Consider the following 16,516-nt stretch of genomic DNA (forward strand, 5'->3'; position numbering starts at 1 on the left):
CGCTGCCCTTGTTGCCGTTGCCCGAGTTGCCGGCCGTTCCCTGGTTGCCGAGACCCGCGCTGCCGGATGCCGCCGCGCTGGGACCGGTCGATCCTGCGGCCGTTGTCGCAGTTGTGGTCGCGCTGGCAGCGGCATTGCCGGCGAGCGAGTTGGCGGCTGGATTGCTGGTAACGGTGGTGTTGCCACTGGCCAAACTGGCGCCTGCTCCATCGACAGAGTTGCCGCCGGTTTGCCCAACGGCCGGTGAGAGACTGTTGCCGGCCAGAGTCTGCTCGGCATTGACTGCCTCGGCGGCCGCGTAGCCGCCCGCACCTGCGTTGAGAGTCCGCACAAACCGGTCATGAAACGCTGCCACCCGGTCGCTTACCGACTGATATGTCTGACCGTGCGCCCCGAACAGGGCCGCGATCGCCGCCGAAACCTCATCCTCAGCCGCAGCCGCCACACTGGTGGTCGCCGTCGCCGCCGCCACATTCGCCGCCCCGACAAACGACCCGATCCTTGCTACCTCCGCTGCCGCCAACGACAACAAGTCCGGCGCAACAGTGGTAAACGACATCCGCACCCTCTCACCTGATAGCCGGCCATCAGGTGACAACGCAGCCAAATAACTAGCTCGCGGCCCGCCGCGCGCGAGGCACAAACAACCTCCCACGTTGTCCTACCCCGGCGCGCTGAGCCAAGGGCATTTCGCCCACTCATGCCGAACTCATCGGGCAAAATGCACATTCGTTGGCTGCAACTGAATTTCGTGCCCTTCCTGCAGCGCCACCGCGAGCACGCCAGCCGCGATCAGCCTGGGAGTCGATGTATCGCGTGCGAATCATCATGCAACTTGCACACATTCGCCCGTCGCGCGCACAGGCGGCGTAGTGTCATCCCGCAGCTGGTCCGCTGTCGCCGGAGCGCGAGGCGCCGACATGGAGCGAGGCACAAGCTTCGTGAGAGGGAACCCGGTGGGATTCCGGGACTGTCGCGCAGCCCTCCGGTTCCCACGAACCGGCCCTCGCCGCGCACTCAAACGTGCGACCGAGGGAGCAGCGCCATTCCCGATCAGTGGCCGGTCGAATTGAGCTTGGTTCAGCGCATTAACCGCGTCCAGCAGCGTGTATCCGATATTTGTGTCCGCGCGCCGGAGAATAGCAATACATAGAATTGGAGATCAGAAACCGTAGCCGAGGGCAGTTCCTCCAACAAATAGCGAGCTTCTGTGCATGTTGCACAACGTTCTCGTTCGCCCGAACCGAGTCCGAACCGCTCGAGGACACCGATCCCCGCCGCCGGACCCATCGCCACCCGCGGGCGTCCCGTCCCGGCCTATCGATCGCGAACATCCCTGCGGCTCAAGCCCGGCCACGCACCGCGGCCCAAGACGGAGCACGAGGCGTGGGCACCAGAAGCTGGTCTTATCGAACTCACATCGAACTCATGACTTCGATTGGACAATACAGCAGGGCAACGTTTTATAATTCCGTATCGTGGCATGGCGACAGCCTTCGCAGCGAATTCAAGAATTGATCCGCAGGGGCGCATGGATTGCACTCAACCCGAGCCGGGAGTGGCTTGAGGAATTTGACCGAGCTACGCTGAGCGCTTTTCCGCCGATTTCGGACGATCCAGGTTTGGCGGCGGTGGTGACGCGCTCAAATCGGGCCAATTTGGTGTACTTCGCTTCGGCGTTGCTGCGTACCCCCGGCGCTCCGGTCGCACCGAATCTCAGCTCCGAGACGTTACGGATGGCGCGCGATCTGGTGCGCCGCGGATTGGATGTTTCAGCCCTCGAGGTCTACCGGGTCGGCCACAACGTGGCCTGGCGACGCTGGATTGAGATCGCGTTCGAACTCACCGCCGATCCCCAGGAACTTCGCGAGCTACTTGACCTGGCGTTTCGATCCGCCAACGAATTTGTCGACGGCACGCTCGCCGGCATCACCGCCCAGATGCAGGCGGAATACGACGCGCTGACCCAAGACGTCAATGTCGAGCGCCGCAGAATCGTCGATCTCGTCCTGGAACGCGCGGCGATCAAACCGGAGCGTGCCGAAGCGCAACTGAACTACCTTTTCGACCCGTCACACACCGCCGCCATCATCTGGTCCGCCGAGTCGGACGACGACAGCACGCGGCTGGATGAAGTCGTAAATGCCTACATACAAGCCGTTTTCAAAGATGCAGCCGCGAAGCCGCACCCGCTCATCGTTCTGGCCGGCGTGTCAACTCGCTGGGTATGGGTTGGCGACGCCGCCCCGGTCGACGCCGAACGGATCCGCGCGATAGTCCAGGACGCACCCGATGTGCGCATCGCGATAGGCGGCCCCGCGGCCGGCATCGACGGATTCCGCCGCAGTCATCGGGAAGCACTGACTACCCAGCGCATGGTGGCCCGATTGCGGTCCACTCAACAAGTCGCCATCTTCGCCGAGGTAGAGATGGTCGCCTTGCTGACCGAAAACCCCATTGGGGCAAACGAATTCATTAGAGCTACGCTCGGGGACTTTGAGTCGGCCAGTCCCGCTCTGCACAACACGGTGCTGACGTACCTCACAGCGGCGAGCAATGCCTCGCGCGCAGCGAAACTCCTCTACACGCATCGCAATACGTTGTTGCACCGACTTGACGCGGCCCAACGACTCTTGCCACGCCCCCTTGAGGAGAGCGCCCTCGAAGTAGCCATCGCGCTCAAGGCGCTGCCCTGGCGAGGTCCGCAGTCGGGCGATTACTCAGACTAGGCGACCCAGGGAGTAGCCTTGTGCTCGCAGCTGGTCTGCTGTCACCGCGTAGGCGGCGACGGCATCGAGCGAGGCAATCAAGCCCCGCGAGAGGGAATCCGGTGAGAATCCGGAACTGTCCCGCAGCGGTAAGCAGGAACGACCGCCGTCTGACGAACAAAGAAGCACTGGTCTCGAACATGGGACTGGGAAGCGACGGCCAGTAGGAGCACCGCCTCGGTGCGTGCCTGTGAGTCCGAAGACCTGCCAGCCGTGCCGGGCGCGCCGCGTCCGGCGGCACATCGCCTCGTGGAATGGGCGTTTGGCTACCGGTGTTGCGGTTAATGCGTTGTTAGGTGCCGCCGCGACCCTTGGCTGCGCGTCCGCGGGCGGTGACCACACCGTCGAATGAAGGACCAGCAAGTGAATTCTCAACCGTTTACCGCAACCATCGTCGGGTCACCCCGTATCGGGCCGCGCCGCGAACTCAAGCGCGCCACCGAGGGCTACTGGGCCGGGCGCACCAGCCGATCCGAACTGGAAGCCGTCGCCGCCGATCTGCGCCGCAACAGTTGGTCGGAACTGGCTGCCGCGGGCCTGGACTCGGTACCGATCAACACCTTCTCCTACTACGACCAGATGCTGGACACCTCAGTTCTGCTCGGTGCGTTGCCGGCCAGGGTGAGCGGGATCGCCGACGAGTTGGATCGCTACTTCGCCGCCGCTCGCGGCAATGACGACGTCGCGCCGCTGGAGATGACGAAGTGGTTCGACACCAACTACCACTACCTCGTTCCCGAAATCGGGCCGTCGACAACGTTCACGCTCAACCCCGACAAAGTGCTTTCCGAGCTGAAAGAAGCTCAGGAACAAGGGATTCCGGCTCGCCCGGTGATCATCGGACCGATCACCTTCCTGCTGCTGAGCAAGGCGGTGGACGGGGGGCCGGAACCCGTTGAGCGCTTGGAGGAATTGGTCCCGACCTACGCCGAGTTGTTGTCGCTGCTCGCCGACAACGGGGCGAAGTGGGTGCAGTTCGACGAGCCCGCGCTGGTCACCGATATCTGCCCGGACGCTCCCGCACTTGCCGAGGCCGTCTACAACGCGCTGGGCTCCGTGGGCAACCGCCCGGCCATTCACGTCGCCACCTACTTCGGCAATCCAGGCCACGCGTTGGCGGGCCTGGCCCGCACACCCGTCGAGGCGATCGGCGTCGACCTGGTCTACGGTGCCGACATCGCCGTAGCGGGGATTCCCGAACTGGCCGACAAAACCCTGGTGGCCGGCATCGTGGACGGGCGCAACGTCTGGCGCACAGATCTGGAGGCGGCGCTGGGCAAGCTCACGACCCTGCTGGAATCGGCTGGGAGCGTTGCTGTTTCAACCTCGTGCTCCACGTTGCACGTGCCCTACTCGCTCCAGCCGGAAACAGCGCTGGACGACAACCTGCGCAGCTGGCTGGCCTTCGGTGCCGAGAAAGTGGCCGAAGTGGTGTTGCTCTCCCGCGCGCTGCGCGAGGGACGCGAATCCGTCGCCGACGAGATCGCGGCCTGCAACGCCGCGATGGCAGCCCGCAAGCGCGACCCTCGCCTGCACAACGATCAGCTACGAGCCCGCATCGACTCGATCGTCGCTGACGGCGCCCAGCGCGGCGACCCGGCCCAACGTCGGGCTAGCCAGGAGGCGCGTCTGCACCTGCCCGTGCTGCCGACCACGACGATCGGCTCCTATCCGCAGACGTCGGCGATCCGCGTTGCCCGGGCAGCGCTGCGCAAGGGCGAGATCGACGAGGCCGAGTACGAACGGCGGATGAAGTCCGAGATCGCCGACGTGATCAAGCTGCAGGAGGGGCTCGGGCTCGACGTGCTGGTGCATGGAGAGCCGGAACGAAACGACATGGTGCAGTACTTCGCCGAGCAGTTGGACGGCTTCTTCGCGACGGACAACGGCTGGGTGCAGTCCTATGGCAGCCGCTGCGTTCGTCCGCCGATCCTGTTCGGCGACGTGGTCCGCACCCATCCGATGACCGTCGACTGGATCATTTACGCGCAGTCACTGACCGACAAGCCGGTCAAGGGCATGCTGACCGGTCCGGTCACCATTTTGGCGTGGTCGTTCGTCCGCGACGACCAGTCGCTGGCCGACACCGCCAACCAGGTGGCACTGGCGATTCGGGACGAGACGGTGGATCTGGAGTCGGCCGGTATTGCGGTGATTCAGGTCGATGAGCCGGCGCTACGGGAACTGCTGCCGCTGCGCCGCGCCGACCAGGACGAGTACTTGCGTTGGGCCGTAGGGTCGTTCCGGTTGGCCACCTCCGGTGTGGCCGACTCGACCCAGATCCACACCCACCTGTGCTACTCGGAGTTCGGCGAGGTGATCGGTGCGATCGCGGATCTGGACGCCGACGTAACCTCGATCGAGGCCGCGCGCTCGCATATGGAGGTGCTCGACGATCTCAATGCGATCGGCTTCTCCAACGGCGTGGGGCCGGGTGTTTACGACATCCACTCACCGCGAGTGCCGAGCACGTCAGAGATGGCTGACTCGCTGCGGGCGGCGTTAAAAGCCGTTCCCGCGGAACGGGTTTGGGTGAATCCGGACTGCGGTTTGAAGACACGCAGCGTCGACGAGGTGAAGGCGTCGCTGCAGAATATGGTCGCCGCGGCGGAGCAGGTGCGCGCGGAGTAGACCTGACGCGTCCCGCGAGTCGAACGTCACTGCGACTTCCCGCGCCAAATTTCGCAGTGACGTTCGACTCGGCGGCGAGTTAGGCCGGCGAGTTAGGCAGGGTCCACCTGGACCGGGACGTCGTCGTCCCACGGTTGGCGGGTCACCATGTCAGCGACCCGCACATAACCGCGCTCGAACTCACCGGTGGCAGCGTCGACGAGCCGATACCGTTGCGTCTGCTTATGAATCGGCTGCGCGTCGAGCAGGACGACCCGGACCTCGCCGGGTTCGAACCGGCAGCGCCGCTGCATGGCCTGGATCAACTGCTCGTTGTGCATGTGGCCGTCCCCGAAATTCCATCCGATCGCGGTGCTGCAGATCCGTTCTCCGTCGGTGATGACGTAGTCGTCCTCGTTGTGTCCCGTCATCGCCCGGTGGGCCAGGGTGAACAGCGCGCGGCCGTGAGTGTTGAAGCCGCGGAACGCATATCCCATGTACAGCGGGATCTGCGCCGCCTCCGGGCTGCCGTAGAACCGCTCCAACTGCGCCTGCGGCATGCTGGCGATCGCGACAATCCCCCGCGCGATCTTGTCGTTTGCCGACGGCTTGATGCACCACAGCGTGGTGTCCCAGTTTCCCGCGTAGTACCGCATGCCGGGCAGGAAGGAGATCTTGCGTGGAAACATGTTGCCCGCAAGCACGATGCCGGCGACTACCGCAAACAGAATCGCTACTGGCACAGGGTATTTCACATCGCTCAGCCGGAGGTTGGCATGGCCGACGAACAGGGTCAGCACGCCGAAGATCATGAACACGTTCCACTCCAGCGGCACCCCCATCGGGATCGCCGACAGGATTCCGAAGTGGAACAGCACCATGACTATTGCGGCGACCTTAACCGGCGTACCGACGGGGGCGAAGAACAACGCCAACGGCACGAACATTTCGATAAAGGTGCTGAAGTGGGCGACGATCCGCGACAACCGCCCGGGCCGCAGGTCGTCGGGGAACTTTTCGAAGAAGAGCCGCTTCAGCCATCGGGGCCGCATCAGCGGATTGTTGGACATCATCGTCGAGATCACGAACGGGAAGTGCTTGTTGAGCTTGGACGTCGCCGCGCCCATCCAGATCACCAGGAACACCAGCTTGGCGGCGACGATCATGTCGACCGCGCCGAATAGGAAGGTCACGGTGAGCGTGCCGTAAACCTCGCCGCGCGCGGCCAGGAAGATCACCTTGTCGCGCAGCCCCGCCGCGGCGAGAACCAGCAGGATCGCCACGATCTCCCACGTCGGCAAGACCCCTACGGTGGTGCCCAACTCCGGTATCGGGCCGCTGCCATCGGTGAACAGGGCGGTCACCAGCAAGATCAGCAGCAGACCGTAGAGTGCGACGTCCACCGGCTTGCGTTTGGTGCCAAACGTCATGGGAACGCGATCCGGCCACGGTGGCAGCCGAATGGTGCCGAACCGCAGCCAGTACAGGATCGAGCCCAGCGGCGGGAAGAAGCGGTTGTTAAGCGGTCCGAAGCCGCAGCCCAGCCCGATCACCTCGAACAGCATGGTGAACAGCACGACCTTCTGGAAGACGATCGGCTCGGCGTACCACTCCCTGACATGTGTGAACCCGTCAATACCTTTGGTGCTCAACACGATCAGCCAGGCGAACAATATGTAGAGCAGGATCTTCACCACATAGAACAGGTGCAGAACCACCGGCGTACCGAATCCCACCTCAGCCCAGTGCTTAGCCATCGGTCGGATCTTCTCGCTGCGGGTGCCCTTGCTCCACTCGTCGAACTCGATCTCGGGCAGTTGGGGCTTCAGGAATCCCATGGTTTGACAGATTACGGCGCCCCGGGCGCCAGGAATGGCAGCCCCGCAGGACAGCCGGCTCGGGTCAACCCCAGCAGGGCGTCGACGTCGAGATGTCGCTCGACGAGATCGCCGAGCAGGTCCAGGCGGCGCTCACGCGCGCTCGCGAAGGAGGCGCGCGACGCAACTCCCAGCGTCTCGTGCAGGAAGGCGGCGCGCAGGGCATCGCCTTCCAGCGAGCCGTGCCACATCGTGCCGAACACTGCACCGCTCGCCACACCGCCGGGAAAATCCGCGGCCGCGTCGTCGCGGGTGATCGTGCCGTGGTGAATCTCGTACCCCGTTGCCGGTACTCCGCGCCAGTCGCCGCGCGGCAACCGCAGTACCTTCTCGGCACAGAAGTTCGTCGCAACATCGAGCAAGCCCAAACCTTCGACCTCCCCCGCCGCGCCTTCGACGCCGTGCATGTCGCTAATCACCCGACCCAGCATCTGGAACCCGCCGCAAATGCCGAGCAGCGGCTTGCCCGCCGCGACATGCCCCAGCAGGGCACGGTCCAAACCGCGAGCCCGTAGCCACGCCAGATCGGCGATCGTCGACCGGGTGCCCGGCAGCACGATCAAGTCGGCATCGGCCAGCGCGCGAGGATCGGAGGCGAACACGACATCCAGGTCGGGTTCCAGCCCCAACGCGTCGACGTCGGTGAAGTTACTGATCCGCGGGAGCCGCACCACCGCTACCCGGCGCGCCCCGCTGTCATTTGCCCACGGTGAGGCACGGCGCCCCGCCAGGTCGAGTGCATCCTCGGAGTCCAGCCACAGATCGGGGCGCCACGGCAGGGTGCCGTAGACCGTTCGGCCGGTGATCCGTTCCAGGTCTCGCAGACCTGAGGTAAGCAGGTTCAGGTCACCGCGAAACTTGTTGACGACGAAGCCCGCGACCAGCGCCTGGTCCTCGGCAGCCAACAACGCCACGGTGCCCAGGAACGCCGCGAATACCCCGCCGCGGTCGATGTCACCAACGACGATGGTTGGCAGTCCAGCATGACAGGCCAGCCCCATGTTGACGTAATCGCCTGCACGCAAATTGATTTCGGCTGGGCTGCCGGCACCCTCGGCGATTACGACGTCGTAGCGGGAGGCGAGGTCGTCGAACGCCCGATACGCCGCCTCGGCCAGTGCCCGTCGGCCCTCCAGCCAGTCCGACGACGCCACCTCGCCGTACGGCCTGCCCATTAACACCACGTGGCTGCGCTGATCGCTGCCCGGCTTGAGCAGGACCGGATTCATGGCCGGCTCGGGTGCCGCTTTGGCAGCGAGTGCCTGCACCCATTGCGCCCGACCGATCTCCACGCCGCCACCGTCCGGGCCGGCGCAGACCATCGAGTTGTTGGACATGTTCTGGGCCTTGAACGGCGCGACCCGTATCCCGCGCCGAGCCAACGCGCGACACAACCCGGCCGTCACAGTGCTCTTGCCGGCATCACTTGTCGTACCGGCCACCAGCAGACCCGACATCAGATTGTCTTCACCGCCTGCCATGGTCCCACGTGCGTTTACGGGTCCTCGGACGGTCGTCCGAAGATCCCCGGCGGGATGCTCGGGGCTTTATCCAGTACGGCCGGGTCGATCTCGACGTTGAGTGCGCCCAGTCCGCCCGCCCGCAGACCCGAGAGGTCTTCGACGACCGTAAGGAACCGTTGTTGTTCGGCGTTGCCGAGCACACCCTCGGACAGCCCGAGGAATTTAGCGATGTACTGCTGACGCTCAAAAGGTCTGGCCCCCAACGGATGTGCGTCGGCGACAGCGACCTCGTCGACGATCACTGCACCGCTGCGCAGGGTGATCTCGGCGCGACCACCGAATGCCTTTTCCGCGGGATCCGTCGAGTGGTAGCGGCGGGTCCAGTACGGGTCTTCGCGCGTAGATATCTTCTGCCACAACGCGACGGTGTCGGGCCGGTGCGCACGTTCAGGTGCGTAGGACCGCTCGTGATGCCAGGTGCCATCCTGCAGAGCGACCGCGAAGATGTACATAACCGAGTGATCCAGCGTCTCGCGGGACGCATCCGGGTCGAACTTCTGCGGATCGTTTGACCCGGTGCCGATTACGAAATGCGTGTGGTGGCTGGTGTGCAGCACGATCGTGGCCACCTGCCCCAAGTCAGCGATCCGAGTGCGAAGCCGCCGGGCCAGGTCGATCAGCGCCTGGCTCTGGTATTCCGCCGAGTGCTCTTTGGTGAAGCTGTCCAGAATCGCGCGCTTGGGTTCACCCGGTTCGGGCAGCGGGACGTAGTAGGTGTGCTCTGGGCCGGACAGCAGCCAGGCGATCACGCCGTCCTCGCCCTCCCAAATCGGCGCGGGTGCGCCCTCCCCCCGCATGGCTCGGTCGACAGCTTCGATGCCAACCTTGCCCGCCCACGCCGGCGCGAATGCCTTCCAACTCGAGATCAGACCCTTTCGTGATTGCCGGGTAGCCGTCGTCAGATGCAGCGCCTGCCCGACCGCGGAGTAGATCGTTTCTGCATCCAGTCCCAGCATGGTGCCCAGGCCGGCGGCGACGGACGGGCCGAGATGGGCGACGTGGTCAATCTTGTGCTCGTGCAGGCACATTCCCTTGGCCAGGTTGATCTGGATCTCGTATGCGGTGGCCAGACCTCGGATCAGCTGGGCTCCGCCGATTCCCAGGTGCTGGCCAACGGCGACCAACGGCGGGATGTTGTCGCCCGGGTGTGAATACTCCGCGGCCAAAAACGTGTCGTGAAAATCCAATTCGCGCACTGCGACGCCATTCGCCCACGCCGCCCATTCCGGCTCGAAGTCCCCTGCGACGCCGAAAACCTTGGCGCCGCTGGACAAAGCGGGATGCGCCAACGCCTGAGCCCGCGCGACGGCAACCGGACGCCGCAGGGCCGAAGCCGCCGATACGGCGGCGTTGTCGATGACGCGGTTGATCACCATCGCCGCAGTGTCGGCGGGTACGTCGACCGGGTCCGCAGCCACCTCGGCGATCTTGAAGGCCAAGTGTTCTTGCCGCGGGAAGTCGTCGGCGCTGCGTCGCGTCCGCACCTCGTGTATCCGCACAATTCGCACCCTACGCAGCCGCCCAACACGTGTACATGCCTGTCCCGTCATCCCGAAGTGATTGTCCGGCAGCAACATTGGCTTGCCGCGGAGTCGAGTCGAAACCTGCAGCCTCGCTGAACAGTTGGTCAATCTGTGCGAACCGGGCGCAAACCCGGACAATCGGTGTAATTTGCTGCTGGGGTAAACACCGAGGAGTCGGAATGACAGACGTCGACTATTGCGTGGTCGGGGCGGGATTCGCTGGTTTGACCGCGGCGCTGCGGTTGAAACAAGGGGGTTACTCGGTTGCACTCTTAGAGGCTCGGGACCGGGTCGGGGGCCGCACCTTCACGGTGACCCGCGACGACGGCGTGTGGATCGACCGGGGCGGTGCCTGGATCGGACCGGGCCAGGACCGGATCTACGCGCTGATGCAGGAATTCGGCGTACCGGAGTACAAGCAGCACAACGACGGTGACGCCATGATGATCGTCGGCGGCAAGAAGCGCCGCTACGGCGGCAAGTTGCCCTGGACCATGAGTCCGTGGGCGGTGGCGAACCTGGGCTTCGGCTTGGCCAGCATCGAGCAGATGTGCAAAGCGGTTCCACACGAAAACCCCTGGGAAGCACAGGATGCCGCCGAATTGGACCGGACGAGCATCGGCGACTGGCTGGAGCGCAACGTGCTGTCCAAGCCGGCCCGGGAAATGTTGGACATGGCTTTCGGCGGCACCTACACCTCGGCCGCCTCGGAAGTCTCGCTGCTGTGGATGTTGCACCAGATGGGCTCAGGCGGCGGCCCTACGTTCGTCATCTCCGGTAAGGGCGGCGCTCAGGACGCCCGCCCGGTCGGCGGGATGGGCGCCATCTATAGCCCGATCGTCGCCGAATTGGGCGACGCACTGCACTTGTCGTGCCCGGTGCGGCAGATCAGCCAGGACACCGACGGGGTCACCGTTAGCGCCGACGGCCTGACAGTTCGCGCGCAACGAGTCATCGTGGCGATCCCGATGGCGATCGCCAGCTCGATCGAGTATGAGCCGGCACTGCCGGTGGACCGGGTGATGCTGAACCGGCGCATGCCCAGCGGTGCCGTCATCAAGATCTCGGCGATCTACGGCGACGCGTTCTGGCGTGCCGAGGGGTTGTCCGGCCAGTCGGCGGGACCGGGCACACCGGCCACGTTGACCATCGACGCATGCACCGACACCGGGCACCCCGGGATCATGTGCGTGATCACCGAAGGACCCGCCGCACGCAAGCTAACCGCGCTCGACGAAGCCGAACGCAGATCGGTCGTCATCAACGAACTAGTCGATCGGTTCGGCGAGAAGGCAAGAGAGCCAATGGAATTCCACGAGCAGAACTGGACCCTCGAACGTTACTCGGGCGGCGGAATGATCAGTCACACCCCGACGGGCGTGCTGACTGAGTTCGGCCACGCCCTGCGGGTGCCGTGCGGCCGAATCCACTGGGCTGGGACGGAAAGTTCGGCCATCATGTGCGGCTGGATCGACGGTGCGATTCGCTCCGGGGAGCGCGCCGCGACCGAAGTGATGGCCGCGAGCTAGCCGATCCCGGTCCGCGGAATTACGCTGGGCCGATTCTGCGTCACCTGTGCACCGGCGCCGCCTCGACCCATCATCCCGCCTGGCATGCCGCCACCGCCGCCCGCGCCCATCGGCATCGGCATCGGCATAGCGCGGCCCGCGGCCGCGGAAGTCTGTGCGGCTGCGGCCGTTTGCGCGGCTGCGGCGTGGGAGCCGAGCCCTTGTAGCGCCGAACTGGCCATTGCTTTCGGCGTCGATCCCGCCCAGGCCGGTGGCACCGACATGGCGCCCACCAGGTGCGCCTTGCCCAGGCTGCCCGCCATCGGCGCACCGAGCCCGGCGCCCCCGCCCAAGCCCTTCGCCGCCGCGGCGCCACCACCGACAAACTTCGTCGAATCGGCCAGGCCTGCGGTCGCGGCGTTCGCCAAACCGGCCGTGCTGGCATTAGCACTCTGCGCAAGCTGCATCATCGGCGAAATCAACATGCTGGCCGGGTACATGCCGATCTGCGCCACCGATGTCAACGATTGCAGCGGAACGGCCGACACCGCCGATTGCACTCCCGACACCAAGGGGGCCACCATCGCTACGCCCTGCGTCAGAGGGCTGAGTGCGGCCGACACGTTAACGCCCACCTGGGTGGCCAGGCCGGCGAGGTCGACCGGGGGTAGCGCAAACGGGGCCAGGCTGGCCGCCACAGCGGTCGCGCCGCCGTGATAGCCGACCATGGCGGCGACGTCCTGGGCCCACATCTCGACGTAGTCGAATTCGTTGGCCGCAATCGCGGGAGTGTTCTGTCCCAGGAAGTTGGTCGCCACCAGCGTGGCCAGCGACACCCTGTTCGCCGTGACCACCACCGGGTGCACGGTCGCCGTCAACGCGGTCTCGAATGCCGTCGCCGCCGCCCGGGCCTGCGCAGCTGACGTCTCGGCCTGCGCCGCCGCCACGCCCAACCAGCCCACGTACGGATTGGCCGCGGCTACCATCGACGCCGACGCCGGACCGGCCCAGGGCCCACCGGCCAAATTTCCGATCACCGAGTCGAACGACGCCGCGGACGCCGCCAGGTCCGCGGCCAGACTCTCCCACGCGGCCGCCGCCGCGTGCAGGGGTCCCGACCCCGAACCGGCGAAAATCCGCGCCGAATTGATCTCCGGCGGTAACCACGAGAAATCCAGAATCATCGCGATCTCAACCCAGCCATGTCAGCCACTGTGACCAATGGCGATGCGGCTAGGTAGGAGATTCAGTAGGTCGCCAGCAACACCCCAGGCGACTCCCAGCTTCGGATGCCGATGATGCGGGTAACGCGGCCCGCCTTACCCGACACGACCTCATCCAACGCCAAGCCGCGGTATCACGCTCGGTCGCTGCGCAACGACATGCGACCCGCCGCGGCCCAGCATTCCACCGGGCGCGCCCGCGCTCGCACCACCGATCGGCATGGGCATCATCGGCATTCCGCCGAGACCGGCCATCCCCGCGGCGCTCGCCGAGTTCGGAACGCCCAGTGTTGCCGACGCGGTCGGCGCCATCGGTGCAGCAGCCGATCCCGCCCACGCGGGCGGCACCGATAAGGCACCCACCAGCCGCCCCCGGCCCATGTCCGCGGCGATCGCCGGACCCAATCCCCCGCCGATCACCGGCGCAGTAGCCGCGCTGGCGGTGCCCGCCAACATCGGCACGTCCGCACCCAAACTGGCAGCCGATCCGGCGCCGGAGCCACCGGCTGACTGGACCAACGACATCATCGGCGACAACAGCGTGCTGACCGGGAGCGTGGCGATTCCTGCGAGCGAGGACAGCGAATCCAGCGGCACCGCGGACACGGCAGACTGCACTGCCGAGGAGATCCCGGATACCGCTTGGGAAATCAGGCCCGGCAGATCGGGCGGCGGCACGTCCAGTGGAGCCAACGCCGAGACGACCGACACTGCCGCCGCGCGATAGCCGGCCATTGCGGCCACGTCCTGGGTCCACATCTGTTCGTAGTCGATTTCGGTGGCCGCGATCGCCGGGGTGTTCATACCCAGAAAGTTCGTGGCGACCAAGGACGTAAGCGCCACCCGGTTCGCCGCCACCGCGGCCGGATGCACGGTTGCCGCCATGGCCGTGTCGAAGATCGCGGCCGCGGTGCGGGCCTGCCCGGCCGCCGATTCCGCATGCCCCGCAGCCACATTCATCCATCCCACGTATGGAGCGGCGGCCGCGGTCATCGCCGCGGCGGCCGGTCCCGACCAAGCCGACAGTGGCCCGGCGGTCAGGACCGAAATCACTGCGCCGAAACCGGAGGCGGACGCATGCAACTCCGCGGCCAGCCCGTCCCAGGCCGCGGCCGCCGCAACCAGCGGAGATACGCCCGCCCCGGCATAGATGAGCGCGGAGTTGATCTCCGGCGGCAGCATCGCAAAACTCATTTCGGCCCCTCTTTCGCCAGGAGTCAAGGATGCTTGCTAGCGGGGTCGTTATACGTCGGTCACAACGCGTAAATCGACCGGGAGCGGGGTCGTAGACCGTGGCGCTGTTTCAGTTCGGAATTCGACTGGGTTGTGCCTCAGGCACATTCGCGGCGGGTCGCGGCCACGGCAGCAGCATCGGCACCCGGCGACGGTAGTCGAGATATTGATCGCCCAGCGCCTCGGTGAGGTCGTGTTCCTCCCACCGCACGGCGAGCAGAATGTAGCCGGTCCACACCACCGCGAAAAGCAAATGACCCGCCGTCATCCGCGGGGTGGCCCAGAACACGATCAGAAATCCCAACATCAGTGGATGGCGCACAAGGCGATACGGCAGTGGTGAGGAGAACTCGAGATCCGTGTACGGCCGCCCCCGCCACGCCAGGTACACCTGCCGCAACCCGAACAGGTCGAAGTGATTGATCATGAAAGTCGACGCCAACACGACGACCCAGCCCAACCAGAACAACACGTAGAGAACGATCCGTCCGGCCGGCCAGCTCACCTCCCAGATGACCGTAGGCATGGTTCGCCATTGCCAAAACAGCAGTGCCAGAACCAAACCCGTCGCAAGGACGTAGGTGCTGCGTTCCACGGACGACGGCACCATCCGGGTCCACCAGCGTTTGAAGGATGGTCGCGCCATCACGCTGTGCTGTACGGCGAACGCACTCAGCAGCAGCACATTGACCACTAGCGCCTGAGCGAGGGGCGCCTCGACACCGTGGTCGATGCGGCGCGGAACGACGAAGACGCCAAGAAAGCCGATCGCGTAGACAAAGGCGGCGAAGCCGACGAGATAAGCTGCCGCGCCGTAGCTGACCGTGAGAAGTCGTTTCATGATGGGCCTCACTGGTTGACTACGGGTGAGCTTAGACCGGGAAAGCCGGCGCGCCGATGGCTTCGGCAAGTTGCTCAGGCAAAAATGTCAGCAGGCCCGGAATGATGCCGCCGAATTGCGTCCCGAACAGCGGGATCGTTCCTGTCGTTCCGAAGATATCGATAGTCAGCGACGCGAACTGGGCGGGCGTGAGCAGACCACCCACGGGAAGGTTGGTGGTGGTGGTCAGATCCCCGAGCGATACCGAAAGCGGCAGCGTCCCTTGTCCATTGAGGAAACTGTCCAGGATGGTTGCCGGCGCGTTCAGGAGTGCGGTGGTAGCTCCGAGGACGTCTCCCGTTTGCAACGCATTGGCCACGGCGCTCGCGCTGGATCCGATCCCATTCAGCGTGGTGATCGCCGGGCCCAACGCATCGAGCCCGAGCACCAACGGCGACCCCACATGAAGAACCCCCGTGTTCAGGTCGAGTGTCTGAGAGGTGTCGGTCAGCGTCTTGACCACGTTGGTGACGTGCTGCGAAATCTGGAAGGGCACCGATCCGGTCGGCAACAGATCGGTGAAGTTCTGCGCCATCTGGCCGGGAATTGTCAAGATGGGCAACAGATCTCCGAGGCTACCGGTCGGACTGATATTGATCAGGAAGGTTGTCGGGTCCTGGGTGGCGCTCAGACCCGTGAAGAACAGATTCCCGAATCCGGCTACGGCGCTACGTACCGCGCCCGGCACATCGCCCGCCGCAAGCTGCCCGAGGGCGGTCTGCAGCGACGTCGGCAATGCCATCACGCCCGTTCCGAAGTCACGGGCGGCATTGGTCAGCGCTGTGGAAACCGTTTGGGCGTAACCGATCTGCTGGTTGACGAACCCCTGCACCAAAGCCGCCGGGTTGGTGGGCAGCAGACTCAGCAGCGACGGCGGGTTCTGCAGTGCCGAGACGATCGCCTGCGCATATCCCGCCTGGTTGGTGACGAACTGGCGAAGCAGCGGTGCGGGGTTCGCCATGACGGCGCTTTGCAGGCTTTGCAGATTGCTGACTGTGTTCGTCAAAAGCGTTTGCACCGAACCCAATCCGGTGGCCGCTAAGGCTGGCAGACTAGCGGCTTCCGCGCTCGCATATGCCGCGGCGCCGGCGTTCAATGAACCGACAAACTGTTGGTGAAACTCGTGGACCTGGGTGTTAATCGCTTGAAATTCCTCACCGAAACTGCCGAACAGCGCGGCGACTGCCGTCGATATCTCGTCTTGCGCCGCGGCGGCGATCCCGGTCGTGGGTCCCGTCAGGGTGGCGGTGGCCTCGGCCAGGGACGCGCGCAGGCCCGCCAAATCCTGGGCCGCACCCTGCATCAGGTCGGGCGCCGCGATTACATAGGACATACCAGTCTCCTTGATGGTTTACCGTCGGCGAGCAACAC

At 65.2% G+C, this 16,516-nt stretch carries 11 protein-coding genes and 1 riboswitch; of the genes, 3 read left to right on the forward strand and 8 right to left on the reverse strand.

Annotation, left to right across the window (positions count from 1 at the left end; all coding sequences use genetic code 11):
- Positions 1-559: PE family protein (locus A5634_RS27935; protein ID WP_155769309.1), on the reverse strand; the 559-nt coding region annotated here is incomplete at its 3' end.
- A 919-nt stretch (positions 560-1,478) separates the two neighbouring features.
- On the opposite strand from A5634_RS27935, the gene A5634_RS02010 reads away from it, so the two are divergent.
- The gene (locus tag A5634_RS02010; RefSeq protein ID WP_065142419.1) at positions 1,479-2,729 is read left to right on the forward strand and encodes an Rv1453 family transcriptional regulator; all 1,251 of its coding nucleotides are present in this window, start codon (positions 1,479-1,481) and stop codon (positions 2,727-2,729) included.
- A gap of 16 nt (positions 2,730-2,745) precedes the next feature.
- Positions 2,746-2,994, forward strand: a riboswitch (cobalamin riboswitch).
- Between the two features lie 122 nt (positions 2,995-3,116).
- Complete coding sequence (metE, locus tag A5634_RS02015; protein WP_065142420.1) at positions 3,117-5,399, forward strand: 5-methyltetrahydropteroyltriglutamate--homocysteine S-methyltransferase; 2,283 nt, start codon at positions 3,117-3,119, stop codon at positions 5,397-5,399.
- Between the two features lie 92 nt (positions 5,400-5,491).
- On the opposite strand, the gene A5634_RS02020 is transcribed toward metE, so the two are convergent.
- The 3 genes from A5634_RS02020 to prpD are packed head-to-tail and all read right to left on the reverse strand — an operon-like array spanning position 5,492 to position 10,277.
- Complete coding sequence (locus tag A5634_RS02020) at positions 5,492-7,216, reverse strand: DUF3556 domain-containing protein (protein ID WP_065142421.1); 1,725 nt, start codon at positions 7,214-7,216, stop codon at positions 5,492-5,494.
- 11 nt (positions 7,217-7,227) lie between these two features.
- Positions 7,228-8,712, reverse strand: coding sequence for a cobyric acid synthase (locus tag A5634_RS02025; RefSeq protein WP_065142431.1), 1,485 nt, complete (start codon positions 8,710-8,712; stop codon positions 7,228-7,230).
- 38 nt (positions 8,713-8,750) lie between these two features.
- Entirely contained in the window at positions 8,751-10,277 is a 1,527-nt protein-coding gene (prpD, locus tag A5634_RS02030) for a 2-methylcitrate dehydratase PrpD (protein WP_065142432.1), read from the reverse strand.
- Between the two features lie 203 nt (positions 10,278-10,480).
- Here prpD and A5634_RS02035 point away from each other — a divergent pair, with 203 nt between their 5' ends.
- Positions 10,481-11,830 carry a flavin monoamine oxidase family protein gene (locus tag A5634_RS02035; RefSeq protein ID WP_065142422.1) on the forward strand — a complete coding sequence of 450 codons (1,350 nt, stop codon included), beginning with the start codon at positions 10,481-10,483 and terminating at the stop codon, positions 11,828-11,830.
- Here A5634_RS02035 and A5634_RS02040 read toward each other — a convergent pair.
- From A5634_RS02040 to A5634_RS02055, 4 genes are all read right to left on the reverse strand, one after another.
- Entirely contained in the window at positions 11,827-12,993 is a 1,167-nt protein-coding gene (locus A5634_RS02040) for a PPE family protein (RefSeq protein WP_065142423.1), read from the reverse strand. The genes A5634_RS02035 and A5634_RS02040 overlap by 4 nt on opposite strands.
- Positions 12,994-13,143: 150 nt before the next feature.
- Entirely contained in the window at positions 13,144-14,226 is a 1,083-nt protein-coding gene (locus tag A5634_RS02045; RefSeq protein WP_065142424.1) for a PPE family protein, read from the reverse strand.
- A 109-nt stretch (positions 14,227-14,335) separates the two neighbouring features.
- Positions 14,336-15,106, reverse strand: coding sequence for a methanethiol S-methyltransferase (gene mddA, locus A5634_RS02050; protein ID WP_065142425.1), 771 nt, complete (start codon positions 15,104-15,106; stop codon positions 14,336-14,338).
- A gap of 31 nt (positions 15,107-15,137) precedes the next feature.
- Complete coding sequence (locus tag A5634_RS02055) at positions 15,138-16,478, reverse strand: PE family protein (RefSeq protein ID WP_065142426.1); 1,341 nt, start codon at positions 16,476-16,478, stop codon at positions 15,138-15,140.
- Positions 16,479-16,516: the final 38 nt, after the last annotated feature.

The organism is Mycobacterium asiaticum, from assembly GCF_001673365.1.
GTDB lineage: Bacteria > Actinomycetota > Actinomycetes > Mycobacteriales > Mycobacteriaceae > Mycobacterium > Mycobacterium asiaticum_A.